Source organism: Pseudocitrobacter sp. 2023LY-00077 (assembly GCF_055796175.1).
Genome location: NZ_JBSPEI010000004.1, coordinates 52,371 through 70,877, shown reverse-complemented (window position 1 = coordinate 70,877; position 18,507 = coordinate 52,371). Strand labels below are relative to the sequence as shown.

Annotated in this window: 15 protein-coding genes; 6 read left to right on the top strand and 9 right to left on the bottom strand. The window is 52.2% G+C overall.

The annotated features are described in order from the left end of the window. Positions 1-121: 121 nt before the first annotated feature. A complete protein-coding gene (yedA, locus tag ACWWFX_RS06630; RefSeq protein WP_473223454.1) occupies positions 122-1,033 on the top strand; it encodes a drug/metabolite exporter YedA in 912 nt (303 codons plus the stop codon). Here the strand turns inward: yedA and ACWWFX_RS06625 are convergent. Genes ACWWFX_RS06625 through drpB form a run of 4 tightly spaced genes read right to left on the bottom strand, consistent with a single transcriptional unit; the run spans position 1,008 to position 3,978 of the window. Next, positions 1,008-1,502, bottom strand: a complete 495-nt coding sequence (locus ACWWFX_RS06625) for a very short patch repair endonuclease (protein WP_473223453.1) — start codon at positions 1,500-1,502, stop codon at positions 1,008-1,010. The two genes, yedA and ACWWFX_RS06625, sit on opposite strands and share 26 nt — an antisense overlap. Further along, positions 1,483-2,898, bottom strand: a complete 1,416-nt coding sequence (locus tag ACWWFX_RS06620) for a DNA cytosine methyltransferase (RefSeq protein WP_473223452.1) — start codon at positions 2,896-2,898, stop codon at positions 1,483-1,485. Before ACWWFX_RS06620 ends, ACWWFX_RS06625 begins: the two co-directional genes overlap by 20 nt. Before the next feature lie 57 nt (positions 2,899-2,955). Next, positions 2,956-3,651, bottom strand: coding sequence for a phosphohydrolase (locus ACWWFX_RS06615; protein ID WP_276220389.1), 696 nt, complete (start codon positions 3,649-3,651; stop codon positions 2,956-2,958). Between the two features lie 57 nt (positions 3,652-3,708). After that, positions 3,709-3,978 carry a cell division protein DrpB gene (gene drpB, locus ACWWFX_RS06610; RefSeq protein ID WP_276220390.1) on the bottom strand — a complete coding sequence of 90 codons (270 nt, stop codon included), beginning with the start codon at positions 3,976-3,978 and terminating at the stop codon, positions 3,709-3,711. Positions 3,979-4,676: 698 nt separating this feature from the next. On the opposite strand from drpB, the gene ACWWFX_RS06605 reads away from it, so the two are divergent. Further along, positions 4,677-5,870, top strand: coding sequence for a porin (locus ACWWFX_RS06605; RefSeq protein ID WP_473223451.1), 1,194 nt, complete (start codon positions 4,677-4,679; stop codon positions 5,868-5,870). 58 nt (positions 5,871-5,928) lie between these two features. Here the strand turns inward: ACWWFX_RS06605 and ACWWFX_RS06600 are convergent, their stop codons facing one another. Continuing rightward, positions 5,929-6,825: an N-acetylmuramic acid 6-phosphate etherase gene (locus ACWWFX_RS06600; RefSeq protein ID WP_473223450.1), complete on the bottom strand. Its 897-nt coding sequence runs from the start codon at positions 6,823-6,825 to the stop codon at positions 5,929-5,931. A 165-nt stretch (positions 6,826-6,990) separates the two neighbouring features. On the opposite strand from ACWWFX_RS06600, the gene ACWWFX_RS06595 reads away from it, so the two are divergent. Together ACWWFX_RS06595 and dcuR are read left to right on the top strand one after the other, a co-directional pair. Further along, entirely contained in the window at positions 6,991-8,610 is a 1,620-nt protein-coding gene (locus ACWWFX_RS06595; protein WP_456145891.1) for a sensor histidine kinase, read from the top strand. Next, on the top strand, positions 8,607-9,326 hold the full coding sequence (dcuR, locus tag ACWWFX_RS06590; protein ID WP_276220394.1) for a two-component system response regulator DcuR: 720 nt from the start codon (positions 8,607-8,609) through the stop codon (positions 9,324-9,326). Before ACWWFX_RS06595 ends, dcuR begins: the two co-directional genes overlap by 4 nt. On the opposite strand, the gene ACWWFX_RS06585 is transcribed toward dcuR, so the two are convergent. Further along, the gene (locus ACWWFX_RS06585) at positions 9,307-10,272 is read right to left on the bottom strand and encodes an FAD:protein FMN transferase (protein WP_473223449.1); all 966 of its coding nucleotides are present in this window, start codon (positions 10,270-10,272) and stop codon (positions 9,307-9,309) included. The genes dcuR and ACWWFX_RS06585 overlap by 20 nt on opposite strands. 60 nt (positions 10,273-10,332) lie before the next feature. Beyond that, positions 10,333-13,113, bottom strand: coding sequence for a flavocytochrome c (locus ACWWFX_RS06580; protein WP_276220530.1), 2,781 nt, complete (start codon positions 13,111-13,113; stop codon positions 10,333-10,335). A gap of 632 nt (positions 13,114-13,745) precedes the next feature. Here ACWWFX_RS06580 and ACWWFX_RS06575 point away from each other — a divergent pair. Beyond that, the gene (locus ACWWFX_RS06575) at positions 13,746-15,254 is read left to right on the top strand and encodes an anion permease (protein ID WP_276220396.1); all 1,509 of its coding nucleotides are present in this window, start codon (positions 13,746-13,748) and stop codon (positions 15,252-15,254) included. Positions 15,255-15,308: 54 nt separating this feature from the next. Continuing rightward, the gene (fumA, locus tag ACWWFX_RS06570) at positions 15,309-16,958 is read left to right on the top strand and encodes a class I fumarate hydratase FumA (RefSeq protein ID WP_473223448.1); all 1,650 of its coding nucleotides are present in this window, start codon (positions 15,309-15,311) and stop codon (positions 16,956-16,958) included. 82 nt (positions 16,959-17,040) lie between these two features. Here the strand turns inward: fumA and ACWWFX_RS06565 are convergent, their stop codons facing one another. Continuing rightward, entirely contained in the window at positions 17,041-17,763 is a 723-nt protein-coding gene (locus tag ACWWFX_RS06565) for a YnfC family lipoprotein (RefSeq protein ID WP_473223447.1), read from the bottom strand. A gap of 226 nt (positions 17,764-17,989) precedes the next feature. Then, entirely contained in the window at positions 17,990-18,373 is a 384-nt protein-coding gene (locus ACWWFX_RS06560) for a VOC family protein (protein WP_473223446.1), read from the bottom strand. Between the last annotated feature and the right edge of the window lie 134 nt (positions 18,374-18,507).

Sequence of the window (18,507 nt, the reverse complement as noted above, 5' to 3'; positions counted from 1 at the left end):
GGTTACACATACCATACATTTTGCATACATAAATTCAACATTGCACTACGAATAAAAGCACTCGCAGAGAATCATTTTGCCGCTTACTATATCCCGCCTTGGTGTTTTCCCGTGAGAAATTATGCGTATCAAACAGCTGTTACCGCTTATCGGTGCATTATTTGCGCTCTACATTATCTGGGGTTCGACCTACTTCGCCATCAGCATCGGCGTTGCCAGTTGGCCACCGTTAATGATGGCTGGCGTGCGTTTTCTTTCGGCGGGAGTTTTGCTGCTGAGCTATCTACTGTTAACCGGTCATCGCCTGCCGGCATGGCGTCCGTTGCTGAACGCCGCGTTAATTGGCGTACTGCTGCTTTCAGTGGGTAACGGCCTGGTGACCGTCGCCGAACATCAGAATGTGCCTTCCGGTATTGCTGCCGTGATGGTCGCGACGGTGCCGCTGTTTACACTCTGCTTCAGCCGCTTTTTTGGTATCGCGACGCGTAAACTCGAGTGGTTGGGTATCGCCATCGGTCTGGCCGGGATTATTCTTCTCAACAGCGGCGGCAACCTCAGCGGTAACCCCTGGGGCGCGGTTTTAATTTTAATTGGCTCGATGAGCTGGGCTTTTGGTTCTGTCTACGGTTCGCGCATCGAATTGCCCGTCGGTATGATGGCGGGCGCGGTTGAAATGCTGGCGGCGGGTATCGTGCTGATGAGCGCTTCTCTGTTGACGGGTGAGCGTCTGACCACAATGCCGGATACCTCTGGCTTTCTGGCGGTGGCGTATCTGGCCGTGTTCGGCTCCATCATCGCCATCAATGCGTATATGTTTTTAATCCGCAACGTGTCGCCTGCGGTCGCAACCAGCTACGCCTATGTTAACCCTGTGGTGGCGGTACTGTTGGGTACCGGGTTTAACGGCGAGCGTTTATCGGGCGTCGAGTGGCTGGCGCTGGTGATTATTATCGCCGCCGTGGTGCTGGTGACATTAGGAAAGTATCTGGTCGGCGCGAAAAGCAGCGTTACATCGTGTCAGGTAGAGAAGTAATCGCCAGTTGCGACATCCCCTGAGTGCCGATCTGCGCGCTGCCCTCGCCGCCGCAGATCCACTCTTCCAGCCGTTCCTTCAGGTCGTTATCAGCCAGTTTTTCACGCCCGCGCAGGGCGCACTCCCAGATAATCAATACCCGCCAGCCCAACTGATGCAGCCGGGCAACATCGCGCCTGTCGCGCGCCACATTGCTGGCGATTTTTGTCAGCCAGAATTCCGTACGCGTGGCGGGGACCTTAAACAAGTAGCAGTCGTGATGATGCCAGAAACAGCCATGGGTAAAGATGATGCAGCGGTAATCGTCCAGCGCGAAGTCGGGCCGCCCCGGCAGGGTTTTCTCCTGCGCGGTCCAGGCAAAGCCGCACTCGGCGAGCAACGCGGCGACGCGTTTTTCAATCGCCGTGTCGCGCGTGCCGATCGCCCGCATGTTTTTACTGCGGGTGGCTTTATCGTGAACGTCCGCCATTTTTCTCTCGCATCGCAACGGCTTGCAAAATGCGCGAACGCAGCAGACGCGCCACAGCGGCAAAGACCGGCACCACCACCGAGTTGCCAAACTGGCGATACGCCTGGGTATCAGAAACCGGGATACGGAACTGATACCCCTGAGGTTGTTCAAAGCCCATCAGGCGCGCGCATTCCCGTGGCGTTAAGCGGCGCGGGCGATGCTTCTGGTTTTGCGGATCGTCGAAATCTTTCTCACCCAGCGCTTTATTCCATCCGCGATCGATGAGGATCTCCGCGCCGTCTTTGTAATAGCGTGCAGAAAGCGTACGCGCCACGCTGCCGGGACGGGTCGGGTCAACCATGCCGTAACCAAAACCGTTACCTTTTGCCTGATGCTTACGCGCGTAGCGGTAGAGATATTTCCACAGTACGGGGGTCAGAATGAATTTTTCATCCACTGTCGGGTCCAGCAGTTCGCCAAACTCTGGCCGCCGTGCCGGGTAGTAATCCGGAATATCGCGCAGGGTAAATCCTTTGTGCAGACCAAGATCGCGTCGGAAACCCACCAGCACGATACGCTCGCGATGCTGCGGTAAAAAGTGCTGCCCGTCGATAATTTTCGGGTCATCTGCGCCCATATCAGCCGCATCAGAGACTTCGTACCCCAGTTCATCCAGGGTTTGCATAATGATGCGGAAGGTTTTACCGCCGTCGTGGCTTTTGAGGTTTTTGACGTTCTCCAGCACAAAGACAGGCGGACGGCGCGCGTCGATGATGCGCACCACATCAAAAAACAGTGTGCCCTGCGTATCGCAGGCAAAACCGTGCGCACGGCCCAGCGCATTTTTCTTGGATACGCCCGCCAGGGAAAACGGCTGGCACGGGAAGCCCGCGAGCAAAACATCGTGCTGGGGAATGTGTTGCCGAATATGCGCCTGAGCTTCGCTATCGCTCACATCAGTGTGATGACTTAAGGTGATGTCACGGATGTCGGCGTTGAACTGATGCTCGTGCGGATCGCAGAACCAGTTAGCTTTATAGGTACGCACCGCGTGTTTGTTCCATTCACTGGTAAACACACACTTTCCACCGATGGCTTCAAACCCGTGGCGAATGCCGCCGATACCGGCAAACAGATCGACAAAACGAAATGCGTAATCTGGATGATGTGCGGGAGGTTTGGGCAATAAAGCCGTCAGCTGTGCAACTTCATTATCACTCAACCGCGTATTGGCACGCGCCAGCGTCACCACCCGTTTAACGATGGCCGGGCTCCAGTGCTGCTCGCCCACCGCATTCAGCTGCGCCACGATGGTTTTGAGATCGTATATTTCCAGCACCTGTTCAAGCAGTGCCTGGGCATCGGTTTCAACCGCCCGATGCGGGGCCGCACTCAGTGACTCACTCTGTTGCATAGATTCAACCAGACCAGACAAATAAGCGTGAGATTACCATACTTTGCAGCAGGAAATTCATTCCGACGGCGCAAATCGGCGCACCACCGCCTCATCCAGACCCTGCGGGTCGCCGCTCAGCTCAGCGCTCAGTTTCGCCATAAACTGCACCAGATAATCCGCATTATGTTGCGCAAGCTTGCGCCCTCTGGGCGTTTGCATGGTTTGCGGCAACCGTAACAGCTTGGTTTGAAAGTGATCCAGCGCCCAACGTTTATCGTCTAATGGGCGAGAGTCAGCAAAAGGATCGTCCGCATCAAACAACGGCGTGTTCAGGGCGCCCGACACGGCAAAGACGCGCGCGAGACCGATGGCGCCCAACGCTTCAAGACGATCGGCATCCTGCACAACTTTCGCTTCCAGGGTCCGTGGCGTTATCTGCGCACTGAAACTGTGGGCCTCAATGGCGTGCGCCAGCGCGGGAAAGAGATCGTCCGGGAAATCAGGGAAATCCTGACGCAGAATGACCTGCGTTCGTTCGGCGGATAACCGCGAAGCGCGAGAACGATCGGGATGATTTTTGGGCGGGCTGATAATGTCGTGAAAATAGCAGGCCGTGAGCAGCACCAGTAAGTTGACCGGCTCGTCGGCGGCGATGTGTCTGGCGCTGTGCCAGACACGGCGGAAATGGGAAATATCGTGGGCGGCATCGCCACCGGGGTAATGTTGTGCGAACCAGCGTTCGAAACGCTGCTGCCAGGCATCGATTGTCATGCTTTGCGGCCTTAATCCGTTTCCAGGCCGCGAGAATAACAAAATTCGCTTAGCGCATCATTCCTGAATCTGACGAGGACGGGTATACCAGGCGATGCCGCCGAGGATCAACCCGACAATGCCGAGCACGATAAACCCCGCAAGCGCACCAAGCAGTTTGCCGGAGGTTGAGGCGATTTCGCCATCCAGCGTCGCGCCAGGAATGGTTTCTACCTCGCTAATAACCCAAAAGTAACGCACCATCGCCCAGACAAAATAGCCGCAGAACGCATAAAAAACCCATAACGCCAGCTTACCGCCAGGGCCACGCGTCATTGTTTCTTCCATATAACACTCTCATTTAGCGAGGAAAATCGTTGTTGCCGCAATTCCACTTAAGGGACAAATGTGATTGCCGTCACATTATAGCGACTCTTTTCACGCTGAGTAGTACTGGTCGGTCCTGCCTGAGGGCAAAATGCCGATCGTTTGATCTTCGGCAATTTTGTGAGGTGATGCACAATCCATAACAGGTCCCGCGTCATGGTTTTATGATCTTATTGATGAACATAATTTCACTATATGCTTTCGATGCATACATTCATTTTTTTGATATTTAACGATCCGTTTCCAGACTTTATTTTTCATTCTGTTCATGCAACTATAAGTCTGTTATTAGCCTTTTGTTGTTTTACACTGCACTCGTTAATATTTTTTCATCTATAGCAGGCCCGATGAGTTTTTAATCGGGCTTTTTTTTTGATTTTTCTCTCCCCCTCCCCGCCGTTAAATCATATATAAGCATTGAATGCACTAAGAGATTTTCATACATAAAACACAATTAAATCAATCATATGAATTCACAACACATATATATTTAATTCAATGCATACAAATAAACAATTAAAGAAATATTTTGCAATATTTAATATAGAATGGTTACATCTTTGACGTAAAACAAAATGAACTCTATGGCTAATATCGCCGCTGTAATGCTGATTTATCTAAAAGCATTCATAACCATTATTATTTAAAGGAAATAAATAATGAAAAGAAAAGTATTGGCAATTATTGTCCCGGCATTATTAGTGGCTGGTGCAGCAAATGCGGCAGAAATCTATAACAAAGACGGGAACAAACTGGATATCTATGGGAAAGTCGATGCACGTCATACTTTCTCTGACAATCCGGGTGATGACGGTGATGAATCTATCGTAGAACTGGGATTCAAAGGTGAGACTCAGATTACTCCAGAGCTGACTGGTTATGGACAGGCGCTGGGTAAAATGATCGCTAATGATACTGAATCTGCTGGCGGTAATGGTTACATGAAACTTGCCTTCGCTGGCCTGAAGTATGCAGATGCGGGTTCATTTGATTATGGCCGTAACTACGGTGTCGTTTACGACGTTGAAGCCTGGACCGATATGTTGCCGGTATTCGGCGGTGACTCCTATACCTGGACAGATAACTTTATGACAGGCCGTGCCAACGGCGTGGCGACCTATAGAAACACTGACTTCTTCGGTCAGGTAGAAGGTTTGAATTTCGCACTGCAGTATCAAGGCAATAACGAAAGTGGTGGCACTGATGACGGCCAGAATGAAGGCACTAAAAACCGCCACGATGGTGATGATTTCCGACTGGACAACGGTGATGGCTTTGGTATTTCTACAACCTATGACTTTGGCGATGTACTGGAAGGTCTGAGCGTAGGTGCGGCATATTCTTCCTCTGACCGTACCAACGATCAAGTCGCTGCTGGCACTATTCACAACCGTTATAGCAAATACGCGGGCGGGGATGAGGCAGAAGCTTGGACCATCGGTATGAAATATGATGGTGCTGCTTCAGGTACAAATGGCGCTTACTTAGCGTTAATGTATGCTGAAACACGTAATATGACCCCTTATGGTGATGACGGTATCGCCAACAAAACCCAAAACTTTGAAGCGGTTGCGCAGTATCAATTCGACTTCGGTCTGCGTCCTTCTTTAGCCTGGGTTTATTCTAAGGGTAAAGACTTAGGTGGTTATAATGGTCGTCACAATGTCACCGAATACACCGATAAAACGCTGGTGAACTATATCTCCGTAGCTACAACCTATTACTTTAATAAAAACATGTCCACTTATGTTGATTACAAAATCAACATGTTGGATAACGACGTGAAATTCTACCACGACAACGGTATCTCTACCGATGACGTTGTGGGTGTTGGCCTGACCTATCAGTTCTAATCCCTACATATTATAAAGCCCGCATTGCGGGCTTTGTTCGTTTATCAATCCAGAAACCTTACGGCGCTTCCTGCAACGCCACTCGCACAAAACCATTGTTCTGCGCCAGCAGGGCATTCGCATCCTGTGCTTCCATTCCTGTGAGCACCATCAGAATTGCGGTTTTACAATGATGATCGCAGCGTTCCAGGGCCGCTTTCGCCACGGCGCGTGAACAACTTCCCGCTTCCATCACAATCGCAATCTGACGTTCGCACCACTGGGTAGTATCCCCGTCGAGATCCACGCGCAAATTGCTGTAAACCCGACCGCTGCGAATCGCAAGCCCGGTGGTCAGCATATTCAGGATCAGCTTCTGTGCGGCATTGGCTTTCGGATTACCATAGCCTGCCACCACTTCCGCCCCGGTTTGTGGCGCGATAACCAACGACGCCAGATGGGCGGCTTCGCTTTGCGGATTGCGCGTGAGCACCGCTACCGGCGCGCCCAGCGACCAGGCGTGACGCAGTGCGCCCCAGACCCACGGCGTTTTTCCGCCGACGGTCAGGCCCAGTAGCATATCTTTATCATTAAAGCCGATGGCCTGAAGATCCAGCGCTCCACGATCGTAATCGTACGCGGCTTCGCTTTTTTCATTCAGCATCGCCTGCGGCCCACCGGCGATAAGCCCGACAACCGGGCCGTGGCCCTGCGGGGTAAACTCACTGGCGGCCAACATCCCGGCACGCCCCGACGCGCCTGCGCCGACTATCACTAAACGCCCACCGCGGCTTAACGCCGCCGCAGCTTGATCCACTAAACGGGTAATTTCATCCAGACAAGGCGTGATGGCATCGGCAATACGTTTATCTTCCTGATTGATAACGTTAAGCATGTCCTCAGTGGACAATCTGTCGATATCGGCGGTAACAGTACTGCGTCGTTCCATGACTGCATCGGTAAGCTTAATGCTCATAAACTGCCTCCTTATTATGAGTTGCCTCTCAATATAAAGTGTTTCATATGGATAGCCTGCGAGTGGCGTCACAAAGAGACGTTTGATTTGGTAAGGGTTACACTGCTTTAAGAAATCAGGCTTATCAGCGATAATGCGTGTTTATTATTGACGACAGGGATCCCGATGCACGATTTACAGCAGCCTCAACGCGCGCCAAAACGTCCGATGAAGCTCAGTACGCTGGTCACCCTGATGGTCTGCGGTGTCATCGGTGCCGTCCTGCTGGTTATCTACACCTTTTATCTTGCGCAAATCGCCAAAGCCACGCGCACGGGGTTGCAGGATACCGCCTTTGCTATCGCGCGCACCCTCGCCGATTCGCCGGAGATCAAACGCGGCCTCACTTCGCCTTCTTACAGCGATATTATTCAACCGATTTCAACCGCCGTGGAACAACGTAATCATCTGCTTTATGCAGTGGTGACCGATATGCATGGCATTCGTTATTCGCACCCTGATCCCCGCCGCGTCGGCCAGCGCTTTATCGGAGAAGATTTACAGCCCGCCCTGCTCGGCCAGGAAAATGTTTCAGTGAACCACGGCGTACTGGAAGAGGCATTGCGCGTCTTTACGCCGATATATGACGCTCAGCGTCGGCAAATTGGCGTGGTGATTGTTGGCATCTCGATGAACGATGTTCAGGCGCAAATCAACGCCAGCCGCTGGAACGCCATCTGGTTCGTGCTCTTTAGCGCCATCATCGGCAGCTTCGGGACCTGGGTGCTGGTTCGGGTACTGAAAAATATTCTTTTCGGCCTTGAGCCCTACGAAATTTCTACGCTGTTTGAACAGCGTCAGGCGATGCTGCAATCGCTTAAAGAAGGCGTGATCGCCGTCGATAGCCTCGGGAACGTTACGCTGATTAACCATACCGCGCGGCAAATTCTGCTCTCCGCCAACAATCGCCAGCCTGGAGAACCGCCACACGCACCGTTGCAGGGAAACCTGCAACAGGTTTTGTCAACCGGAGTCGCGATCCCGGATCAAGAAGTGGGCTGCAATGGGCGTCTGTTACTCACCAACACCGTGCCTGTCCGCAGCCAGAACCGCGTGATTGGTGCGATTTGCACCTTCCGCGATAAAACCGAGGTCAGCCAGTTGATGCAACGCATGGATGGTATGGTTAACTATGTCGATGCCCTGCGCGCCCAGTCTCACGAGTTTATGAATAAACTGCACGTGATCCTCGGGCTTTTGCACATCAAGCGCTATGACAAGCTGGAAGAGTACATCCTGCAAACCGCGCAAAATTATCAGACCGATATCGGCGAAATTCAGCATAAAATTAAATCACCGATTGTTGCCGGGTTCCTGCTCGGCAAAATCAATCGCGCAAAAGAGGCCGGGTTTACGCTGACGCTGGCAGAGGAGTCGCGCGTGCCGGACAATGCCAACGAGCAACAGGTGGCGGTACTGGTCACCGTGCTGGGCAACCTGATTGAAAATGCGCTGGACGCCATGTCCGGCCAGCCGGAAGGCGAGATAAGCCTGCTGCTGCACTATCAAAATGGCTGGCTCTCCAGTGAAGTCAGTGATGATGGGCCTGGCATCGCCCCGGATAAAATTGATGCTATTTTTACCAAAGGTTTTTCGACGAAAGGCGAGAATCGCGGCGTCGGGCTCTTTCTGGCCCGGCAACAAACTGAAAACCTCGGCGGCAGCATCGCCGTGGAATCAGAGCCGGGCGTCTTTACGCAATTTTTTGTACAAATCCCCTGGGACAGCGAGAGGAATGCCGAGTGATTAATGTGTTAATTGTTGATGATGATGCCATGGTGGCCGACCTGAACCGTCTCTATATCGAACGGGTTGAGGGGTTTAGCTGCTGTGGTATCGCGTCAACCCTCAGCCAGGCTCGCGAATTTATTGAAGAGAGTGTGCAGCCCATCGACCTGGTGCTGCTGGATGTTTATATGCAACAGGATAATGGGCTGGATCTGCTGCCGATCATTCGCGCATCGGGCCGGGCCATCGACGTTATCATGATCTCTTCCGCTTCAGATGCGGAAACTATTCAAACGTCGATGCATTATGGTGTGGTGGATTACCTGATCAAACCGTTCCAGTTCCCGCGCTTTGAAGAGGCGTTAACCGGCTGGCGTGAGAAAAAACAGCTGATGGGTAACCATAAGTATTACGAACAGGCCGATGTCGATCGCCTGCTGCACGGCGGCGCGCCGGAACTGGCTGACACCAAACGTCTGCCGAAGGGCTTAACGCCGCAGACGCTGCGCACGATTTGCCAGTGGATTGACGCGCATCCGGAAAGCGAGTTCTCCACCGACGACCTGGCGAACGCGGTGAATATCTCGCGCGTATCATGCCGTAAATACCTGATTTGGCTGGCGCAGATTAATATTTTGTTTACCAGCATTCACTACGGCGCAACCGGACGCCCGGTGTATCGCTATCACCTGCTGCCGGAACAGTACGGCCTGCTTAAGCAGTACGCACAGTAAGCCGGTAGTCGTCATCAAGCAGCGTAAACCGGTAATGTCTGGCCGATGAGAGAATGATCTCCCGCTGTTTGGTGACAAATATCGCTTCACTATCCGGGCGGCTACGCAGCGCCTCTGTGCCCTTCTCAACGCCCATTCCGTAAATCAGCGTGGTCCAGAGATCACAGTCGAGCGATTCGCTGGCGATAATGGTGACGCTGTCGAGCTCGTTATCCAGCGGATACCCGGTGCGCGGGTCAAGAATATGGTGATAGCGGCGTCCATCCAACTCGAAAAAGCGCTCGTAGACGCCAGAGGTCACCACCGACTTGTTCACCACCTCAATGGCCCCGAGCAACGCATTGTCTTGCGCAAAGGGCTTTTTCAGGCCAATCGACCAACCGCCTTCCGGCGAGCCCAGCGTCTGCACATTCCCGCCAAGATTAATCAGCCCCAGCGTCACGCCCTGCTGGCGCAAATAGTCGCGCACGCGGTCAGCGATGTAACCTTTTGCAATCGCACCCAGATCGATTTCCATACCGGTATTCGTCAAAAATACGCTGCTTTGGGCATCATCCAGCACCACATTATGTGGATCGGTCAGCGCCAGCAACTGCGCGATATCTTCAGCAGGCGGCACACTATCGCCCTTAAAACCGATTTTCCAGCGTTTCACCAGCGGGCCAATCGCCAGATTAAACGCGCCACCACGTACAAGGCTTGCGGCTTTGGCGCATTTAATAAGTTCATAAACCGGGCGGCTGACGCTGACGGGGTTTAATCCTGCGGCGTGATTGATGTCCATGACCTGCGATTGCGCGCGGTTAACGGTGAGGAGATCTTCGTATTGCTTGATGAGGTGAAAAACGCGGGAGGCGAGCGATTCGTTGTGTTCGAAGAGTTTAAGCAGAATGGGCGAGCCCATCAGGACCGCGGAATAACTGTACACGCGTGCATCATCTGACATTACAGCCTCCTTTCGCAAAAGAGAACCCGGTAGCCTGGGCTACCGGGGTTTCATGGGCTGCTAGCTGCGTTTTGCGCGCATTGCGGCCTGATGACCGGCGAGTGTACCAAAGATAATGATATCGGCGACAGCGTTACCGCCGATACGGTTGCCACCGTGGATGCCGCCAACCACTTCGCCTGCGGCGTACGCCCCGGCGATCACCTTGTGCGCTTTATCCAGCACGCAGGTATCGGTATTGATGGTCACGCCGCCCATGGTGTGGTGCACACCTGGCGCAATCTGAATCGCGTGGAACGGGCCTTCGTTGATTGGCGCACGCAGCGCGGTCGTACGACCGAAGTCATCATCGTGCTGTTTTTCAACAAAACCGTTATAGCGTTCCAGTGTTGCCAGGAAAGCGTCTTCATTAAGCCCCAGTTTTTTCGCCAGGTCGCGCGGTGAGCTGGCGCTGGTGACAAAGCCACGGCCAATGTACTCATCAGCGGCTTTGTTTTTCGCCCGAACATGCTCATCAAACACGATGTAGGCATATTTTTCCGGCAGCGCGATGATTTGCGCGGAGACTTTGTCGCGGGTTTCCATTTCATTGAAGAAGCGGTTGCCCTGTTGATTGACCAGAATCGCCCCGCCGCCGCGGATAGATTCGGAAATCAGGTACGATGTTTTCTGCTCAACGGTCGGGTGAATCTGAATTTCGCCCATATCCACCGTGCCAGCACCAATGTTTTCCAGAAGCGAGATACCGCCACCGGTTGCGCCTTTATGGTTGGTGGTGACGAAGCCCGCCAGATCCGGACGGTATTTCACCACCATCGCGCTGTTGGCGCTGAAGCCACCGGTCGCCACGATAATGCTTTTGGTTGCGACGGTAAGCGCCTCTTTCTCTTCGGTCAGCAGACGAACTGCGGAAACTTCGCCGCCATCCATCACGATATCCACGACGGAAGTATCGAGCATCACATCAATATTGCGTTTGTTGACGTTACGCACCAGGCCACTGATCAGATAGCCGCCAACCGCCGACCCGTCACGTGGACGGTGGGTACGGTCGATGCTCATCCCGCCGGTAGTGGTGATGTCGTTCAGCATAATGCCGCGCGTCGCCAGCCATTCGATGGCTTCTGGTGCGTTTTCGACAAAGCGACGCAGCAGTTCCGGGTTGTTTTTGTTTTTCCCGCCTTTCAGGGTTTCCTGGTAGAACAGCTCTTTGCTGTCCTGAATCCCTTTCACACGCTGGAAGCGAGTTTCCGCCGCGTTCATCCCGGCAGAGGCTTTGATGGTATTCCCACCAATGGTTGGCATTTTTTCGACAATCAGCACGCTTGCGCCTTCGTCGTGCGCCTGAATCGCCGCAGCCAGACCCGCACCGCCGCTACCCACAACCACAACGTCGTAGCTTTTCGCTTCTTCGACGTTACCGCCCTCTTCTGCCACCAGCGCTTTGCTCGATTTCAGCATCGCTTTAGAGACGGCTTTTTTCACTGCTTCACTCTGACTGGTTGCGCCAGAAATAGCATCAACGTGCGGGGTGTTCGCATCGAGAATACGGGTACGAATCTCTTCAAAACTGGTGGTGAATTCCACGCTTTGATCCGGCGCGCTCGCCAGTTCGATATCGGCGATACGGTCCGTATCCAGGCTGACGTTGATAACCAGTTCATTGGTGTCGTCCATCACGGTTTCCACAAAGGTACCCGCTTTGAATTTGGACTCGCCCATGCTCATGTCGCGGATCATCGCTTCAACCAGGAAGAAACGCCACAGCGGTTCCGGGATGCATAAGGCTTCACGCTGGGTGCTGTCGATGAACAGTTCCGGCGCTTCATTACGCGCAATGCGGTCAGTCCAGTCCGGATAGGCGATGCAGGCGCGTCCCACGGCGACCAGGTCATAACCGTTATCCAGCGCGGTATCGACATCCGCTTCGTTCACTACGCCGCCCACGCCCATTACCGGGATTTGCGCGAGCGTTTCAGAACGCATGGCGACATATTTTTGAATCAGCGGCGTCGGATCGTTGGTCTCGACGATAGAAGGACGCAGCGTAGCGCCTACGGAGAAGTGCAGGTAATCGACGCCGCGCTCCGCCAGTTTTTCCAGCAGATACATGGTGTCGTCAAAACGGATACCGGGGACTTCCATCTCTTCCGGTGAGAAGCGATAACCGATAATGAACGCGTCATCAGCATACTGGCGCACCATTTTATGGGTGATATCCAGTACTGCCAGCGGGAATTTTGCGCGATTGTCGCGGCTACCGCCCCACTCATCGTCACGCTGGTTGGAGTTCGGCGAGTAGAATTGTTGAATCAGATAGGTGTTGGCGCCATGAATTTCCACGCCGTCGAAACCGGCCTGGATTGCACGACGTACCGCATCGCCGAATTTACCGACCATGCCATACACTTCTTCCGTGGTCAGGGCGACCGGGGTTGCGGCTCCGTCACGCGGTGCAGCTACGGCGCTTGGGCCTACCGGCGTACGGCCGCCAATCAACTTCGGATCGACCATACGGCCGCCGTGGTAGATCTGCAGCAGCGCTTTAGAACCTTTAGATTTGATCGCTTCGGCAATTTTCGCCAGGCCAGCGATTTTGTCGTCGTTGTCGATACCCAGCGCGCCTGGGAAGGCGAGGCCGAGATCGTCAACAAAGCAGCACTCAACGATGATGGTACCGATGCTGCCAGAACGGGCGCGATAGTACTCAATCAGCTCGCTGCTGACTGAACCGTCGTAATACCCCGAACATGTGGTCATCGGGGCCATGAACAAACGGTTTTTAATTTCAGTCCCGTTCGGTAAGGTGAATGACTCAAGTATGCGATGGTTTGTGTTCATCATATAAAACTCCAAACTTTAAAAATTGAAATCTGCGAATTCTGAATCGGTGTGTATTTGAGTTATTTTTTCTTGCCGATATTGATGCTACTAATATAATGGTATTTTTAGCTACGAAAGTAATTACGTTAGTTATAAAACTAATTAAGTACCGCTATAACACCAATACCCCCATAGTGTTATTAATTAAAAAATAATTTGTTCACAATTATTTAAATTATTATTACTTTTACGCTACCTCTTAAGGCGCAGTTCAACCCTCAACGAAACCCAAAACAACCAATTAAAATCAATATCTTAGACAAACGAAAACTTATGTTCTATATTTAAGATACACGCGATCTCGCGAGTCATTAGCGACCAATACCCTTATAGTCCAACAGGGTTATTCAAAAATAATAAAAAGCGCGTTATCGTCCTGTTTTTTTGATCGAGATCAATTGCCTTATTCTTTAAAAGAGCATTAAATAAATATAAAGAATTCCTGATTTATCGCTAACGAAATAGCGCTAAATTTCCATGCCAGTAATACAAAAAGCCGCCTTTAATAATTAAATAAAGTAAAAAAACTAAAGAAAGCAAAAAGTCATTTCTGGCATAACCGAATTACTAACAACTTAAGACGCAAAACTATGAATGAGAAAACCGCCGTAACGCCCCCCGTGGCGAGCAAGCCAAAAGACGGAAAGAAAAACCGTCTGATGATGATGGCACTGCCGATTATCGTCGCCGTGCTGCTGCTGTTTGTGCCGGTTCCTGAAGGGCTGCCGCCGTATGCCTGGCACTACTTCGCTATCTTTGTCGGCGTAATTGTCGGCCTGATTTTCGAACCCCTGCCGGGTGCGGTCATCGGTCTGACGGGCGTCGTCGCCATCGCATTATGCAGCCAGTGGGTGCTCTTCAGCCCGGAACAGCTGGCCGATCCGAAATTCAAGCTGGCAGGCGCGTCCTTCAAATGGGCGGTAAGCGGCTTCGGTAACTCAACCGTTTGGCTGATTTTCGGTGCCTTTATGTTTGCCGCCGGTTATGACAAAACTCGCTTCGGTCGCCGCCTGGCGCTGATTCTGGTGAAATATCTGGGTCGTCGCAGCCTGACGCTCGGTTATGCTATTACCTTTGCAGACCTGCTGCTGGCACCGTTCACCCCGTCCAACACCGCGCGTAGCGGCGGGACAATCTACCCGATTATCGCCAACCTGCCGCCGCTGTACGGTTCTAAACCGAACGACCCGAGCGCGCGTAAAATTGGTTCTTACCTGATGTGGGTGGCAATTACCGCCGCATGTATCACCAGTTCTATGTTCCTTTCCGCACTGGCACCAAACCTGCTGGCGCTGGCGCTGGTGAAAAGTATTCTCGGTATCACCATCTCCTGGGGCACCTGGTTCATCGCCTTCCTGCCGCTGGGTATCCTGCTGATTCTGACCATGCCGCTGCTGGCTTACTGGTTCTATCCGCCGGAAGTGAAAGTGAACGACGAAGTGCCGCTGTGGGCGAGCCGTGAACTGGAAAAACTGGGCAAACTGTCACGTAACGAAATTCTGCTGCTGGTCTTCGTGTGCTGTGCGCTGCTGATGTGGATCTTCGCTGCGGCGTGGATTGAACCGGCAATGGCGGCCCTGTTAATCGTCGGCCTGATGCTGTGGACCGGCGTGCTGGAGTGGAACGATATCACCGGCAACAAAGCCGCATGGAACACCTTTGTATGGTTCGCAACGTTGGTTGCGCTGGCTGACGGCCTCTCCTCTACTGGCTTTATCAGCTGGTTGGGTAAAGAAGGCGGCCTGCTGATGAGCGGCATCTCTCCGGGTGTGGCAACCGTTGTTCTGCTGCTGGCGTTCTACCTGCTGCACTACCTGTTTGCCAGCACCACCGCACACACCACGGCGCTGCTGCCCGCGATGCTGACCATCGCCGCCACTATCCCAGGCATGAATATGGAAGTGTTCGTCCTGCTGATGGTGACATCACTGGGTATCATGGGGATCATCACCCCGTACGGTACTGGCCCAAGCCCGATTTACTACGGGAGCGGCTACCTGCCGACCAAAGACTACTGGCGGTTAGGCACCATCTTCGGTGCCATCTTCCTGGCGGCCCTGCTGCTGATTGGTTACCCGTGGATGTCCATGATGTTCTGATTCTCAACCGCCGGAGGGTAACGTCCGGCGGTTTTATTTTATGGAGCAATAGCTATGTCGAATAAACCTTTTGTTTACCAGAACCCCTTCCCGCTTGGCAAAGATGACACCGAATACTATCTGCTGAGCCGCGAGCATGTTTCCGTTGCCGAATTTGAAGGCCAGGAAATTCTCAAAGTTGAACCAGAAGCGCTGACGCTGCTGGCACAGCAGGCTTTCCATGACGCCTCTTTCATGCTGCGCCCTTCTCACCAGAAACAGGTTGCCGCCATCCTGAACGACCCGGAAGCCAGCGAAAACGACAAATACGTCGCACTGCAATTCCTGCGCAACTCGGAAATCGCGGCCAAAGGCGTGCTGCCGACCTGCCAGGATACCGGTACTGCCATCATCATGGGTAAAAAAGGCCAGCGTGTGTGGACCGGCGGCGGCGATGAAGCCGCTCTGGCGCGCGGTGTTTACAACACTTACACCGAAGATAACCTGCGCTACTCACAGAACGCCCCGCTGGATATGTACAACGAGGTGAACACCAAAACCAACCTGCCTGCGCAGATTGATCTCTACAGCGTTGATGGCGACGAGTATAAGTTCCTGTGCGTCGCCAAAGGCGGCGGTTCAGCGAACAAAACCTATCTCTATCAGGAAACTAAGGCGCTGATCACCCCGGCGAAACTGAAAAACTATCTGGTTGAGAAAATGCGTACGCTGGGTACGGCGGCCTGCCCTCCTTACCACATCGCATTCGTGATTGGCGGTACATCCGCTGAGAGCACGCTGAAAACCGTAAAACTGGCGTCAACCCGCTACTATGACAGCCTGCCAACCGAAGGCAACGAACACGGTCAGGCGTTCCGTGACGTTAAGCTGGAGCAAGAACTGTTACAGGAAGCGCAGAACCTGGGCCTCGGCGCACAGTTCGGCGGCAAATATTTCGCTCACGATATCCGCGTGATCCGTCTGCCTCGTCACGGCGCATCCTGCCCGGTCGGCATGGGCGTTTCCTGCTCGGCGGACCGTAATATCAAAGCGAAGATCAACCGCGACGGTATCTGGATCGAGAAGATGGAGCACAATCCGGCGCAGTACATCCCGGAAGCACTGCGTCAGCAGGGTGAAGGCAGTGCCATTGCTATCAATCTGAACCAGCCGATGAGTGAAATTCTGGCACAGCTTTCAGCACATCCGGTATCTACCCGCCTGTCGCTGAACGGGACGATTATCGTTGCCCGTGATATCGCGCACGCCAAACTGAAAGAGCTGATTGATAACGGTGAAAAGCTGCCGCAGTATGTGAAAGATCACCCAATCTACTATGCTGGCCCGGCTAAAACACCGGAAGGATATGCTTCTGGATCTCTCGGCCCAACCACCGCAGGTCGTATGGACAGCTACGTGGATCTGTTGCAGTCGCACGGCGCAAGCATGGTAATGCTGGCGAAGGGTAACCGCAGCCAGCAGGTCACCGATGCCTGTAAACAGCACGGCGGTTTCTACCTCGGCAGCATCGGCGGCCCGGCGGCGATTCTGGCGCAGGACAGCATTAAGAGTCTGGAATGCGTGGCGTATCCTGAACTGGGTATGGAAGCCATCTGGAAAATCGAAGTGGAGAACTTCCCGGCCTTTATCCTGGTGGATGATAAAGGGAATGATTTCTTCCAGCAGATCCAGAACAAACAGTGCTCAGGGTGTTCGCAGCGTTAATCGCGTAAAAAAGCCTGATTTGCTTCGCTTATCAGGCCGACATGACGAAGCCAGGCATCCGCCTGGCTTTTTTGTGTTTGTCTCAATAAAACGTCGCTTGCGTATACACTTTCAACCTGAGCGGCTTTTTGCCCGGCTTATCTTCCCAGGTAATGGTCAAATCACACTCTCTCGGCGTACCGCGTTCATCGTACTGACAGACGCTGTTGGTGGCATAGTTTTCTGAATAGCGTGAGGAGTTGATCAGCGTGTAATCCAGCGGCTTATGCTCCGGGTCACTGTACATCACTACGTTCGAGGCCGTTACCCCGCGTGAGGAGTAGAACTTCGTCATATTGACGTTGCCGCGTTCATCATACAGATATTCAGAGACTTTATTGCCCATAAAACGGGTCGACATCAGTAGACCATTATTCGCGGTATTGTATTCTTCCAGACCGCCATTTTCTGTTTTTGACACAATATTACATTTTTCATCTAATGACATAGTAATAATTGACCAGTCTTTAATTCCTTTGAGCGTTCGCCCATCGCGCCTGAGAATCAATTCCGATCGCTTTCGTTTATCATTAAATTGCAGACTATCAAGGCATCCATTTTGACTTAGCGTCGCTTCCAGTTCATATATCGCCTGCCCTTTTTCGCTCTCAATAGCGACGCTTAATTCTTTGACCGGGCCGCTAATAGGCGTAAATCCATATAACAATGAAAGATTATATAAAACAGGTACATAAGAATTACTCGCCAATGCAGAGGTTGATAACACGAAAAAACCGAGCAATGGTATTTTCTTATTAAAGAACATAAGACCCTCCGTCATTGGCTATTATTGTTTTATCATAGTAAGCCACAATCAGCACGGGCGCTCAATATCTCAAACAATTATTTTTATATGGAATTATCCTATCAAAAAATAAATACAGGGCAATCACTGCGTAGCCATCATACAGGATACGTAATAATTCACAGAATATTCCCTGATGGTGTGAGAAATGACATCAGGGAATCATTCTTAAATGCCGAAATAACGTTTACTCAACAATCTCAATTAAATTACCATCGGGATCTTTAATCACTGCTTCATAGTAACCGTCCCCGGTGGTACGCGGAGGGGAGACTAACATCCCCTGCGTTTGTGCTTTCTGCGCCAGGGCATCGACTTTGGTCTTCGCGCCGACGGCAATCGCCAGATGCACCCAACCGCTGGTGTTGTTATCCGGCTCGCGTGCACTTAATCCTGGTTTGGTCATCAGCTCAATAGCCACATCCTCACCAATCTTAACAAAGTAAGATTCAAAGCCGGGATTGGTTTTGCTGCAGTACTTTTCGTTGATTGATCCCTCAAAGAAATCAACCCAGAAGCGAGCCTGAGCCTCAAGCTGTCGCGTCCAAAGTGCAATGTGGGCAACTTTCATCTTTCACCTCTTTCTCAGATTTTAATCAGTAACCAGTTGTCTGCTCGGCTTATTTTTCCTCACTATGCCAGTAATCAGCGCAGAAATCGTCACCTTAAAATTGCAATTTGCATTTACACATTTAAATTTATAAA

What these genes read in the sequence shown, in the direction of transcription:
- ACWWFX_RS06595 (WP_456145891.1), top strand. Translation starts at nt 6,991, where the DNA reads ATGCACGATTTACAGCAGCCTCAACGCGCGCCAAAACGTCCGATGAAG.
- ACWWFX_RS06575 (WP_276220396.1), top strand. Translation starts at nt 13,746, where the DNA reads ATGAATGAGAAAACCGCCGTAACGCCCCCCGTGGCGAGCAAGCCAAAA.
- fumA (WP_473223448.1), top strand. Translation starts at nt 15,309, where the DNA reads ATGTCGAATAAACCTTTTGTTTACCAGAACCCCTTCCCGCTTGGCAAA.
- yedA (WP_473223454.1), top strand. Translation starts at nt 122, where the DNA reads ATGCGTATCAAACAGCTGTTACCGCTTATCGGTGCATTATTTGCGCTC.
- ACWWFX_RS06565 (WP_473223447.1), bottom strand. Translation starts at nt 17,763, where the DNA reads ATGTTCTTTAATAAGAAAATACCATTGCTCGGTTTTTTCGTGTTATCA.
- ACWWFX_RS06620 (WP_473223452.1), bottom strand. Translation starts at nt 2,898, where the DNA reads ATGCAACAGAGTGAGTCACTGAGTGCGGCCCCGCATCGGGCGGTTGAA.
- ACWWFX_RS06615 (WP_276220389.1), bottom strand. Translation starts at nt 3,651, where the DNA reads ATGACAATCGATGCCTGGCAGCAGCGTTTCGAACGCTGGTTCGCACAA.
- drpB (WP_276220390.1), bottom strand. Translation starts at nt 3,978, where the DNA reads ATGGAAGAAACAATGACGCGTGGCCCTGGCGGTAAGCTGGCGTTATGG.
- ACWWFX_RS06580 (WP_276220530.1), bottom strand. Translation starts at nt 13,113, where the DNA reads ATGAACACAAACCATCGCATACTTGAGTCATTCACCTTACCGAACGGG.
- ACWWFX_RS06585 (WP_473223449.1), bottom strand. Translation starts at nt 10,272, where the DNA reads ATGTCAGATGATGCACGCGTGTACAGTTATTCCGCGGTCCTGATGGGC.
- ACWWFX_RS06560 (WP_473223446.1), bottom strand. Translation starts at nt 18,373, where the DNA reads ATGAAAGTTGCCCACATTGCACTTTGGACGCGACAGCTTGAGGCTCAG.
- ACWWFX_RS06625 (WP_473223453.1), bottom strand. Translation starts at nt 1,502, where the DNA reads ATGGCGGACGTTCACGATAAAGCCACCCGCAGTAAAAACATGCGGGCG.
- ACWWFX_RS06600 (WP_473223450.1), bottom strand. Translation starts at nt 6,825, where the DNA reads ATGAGCATTAAGCTTACCGATGCAGTCATGGAACGACGCAGTACTGTT.
- ACWWFX_RS06605 (WP_473223451.1), top strand. Translation starts at nt 4,677, where the DNA reads ATGAAAAGAAAAGTATTGGCAATTATTGTCCCGGCATTATTAGTGGCT.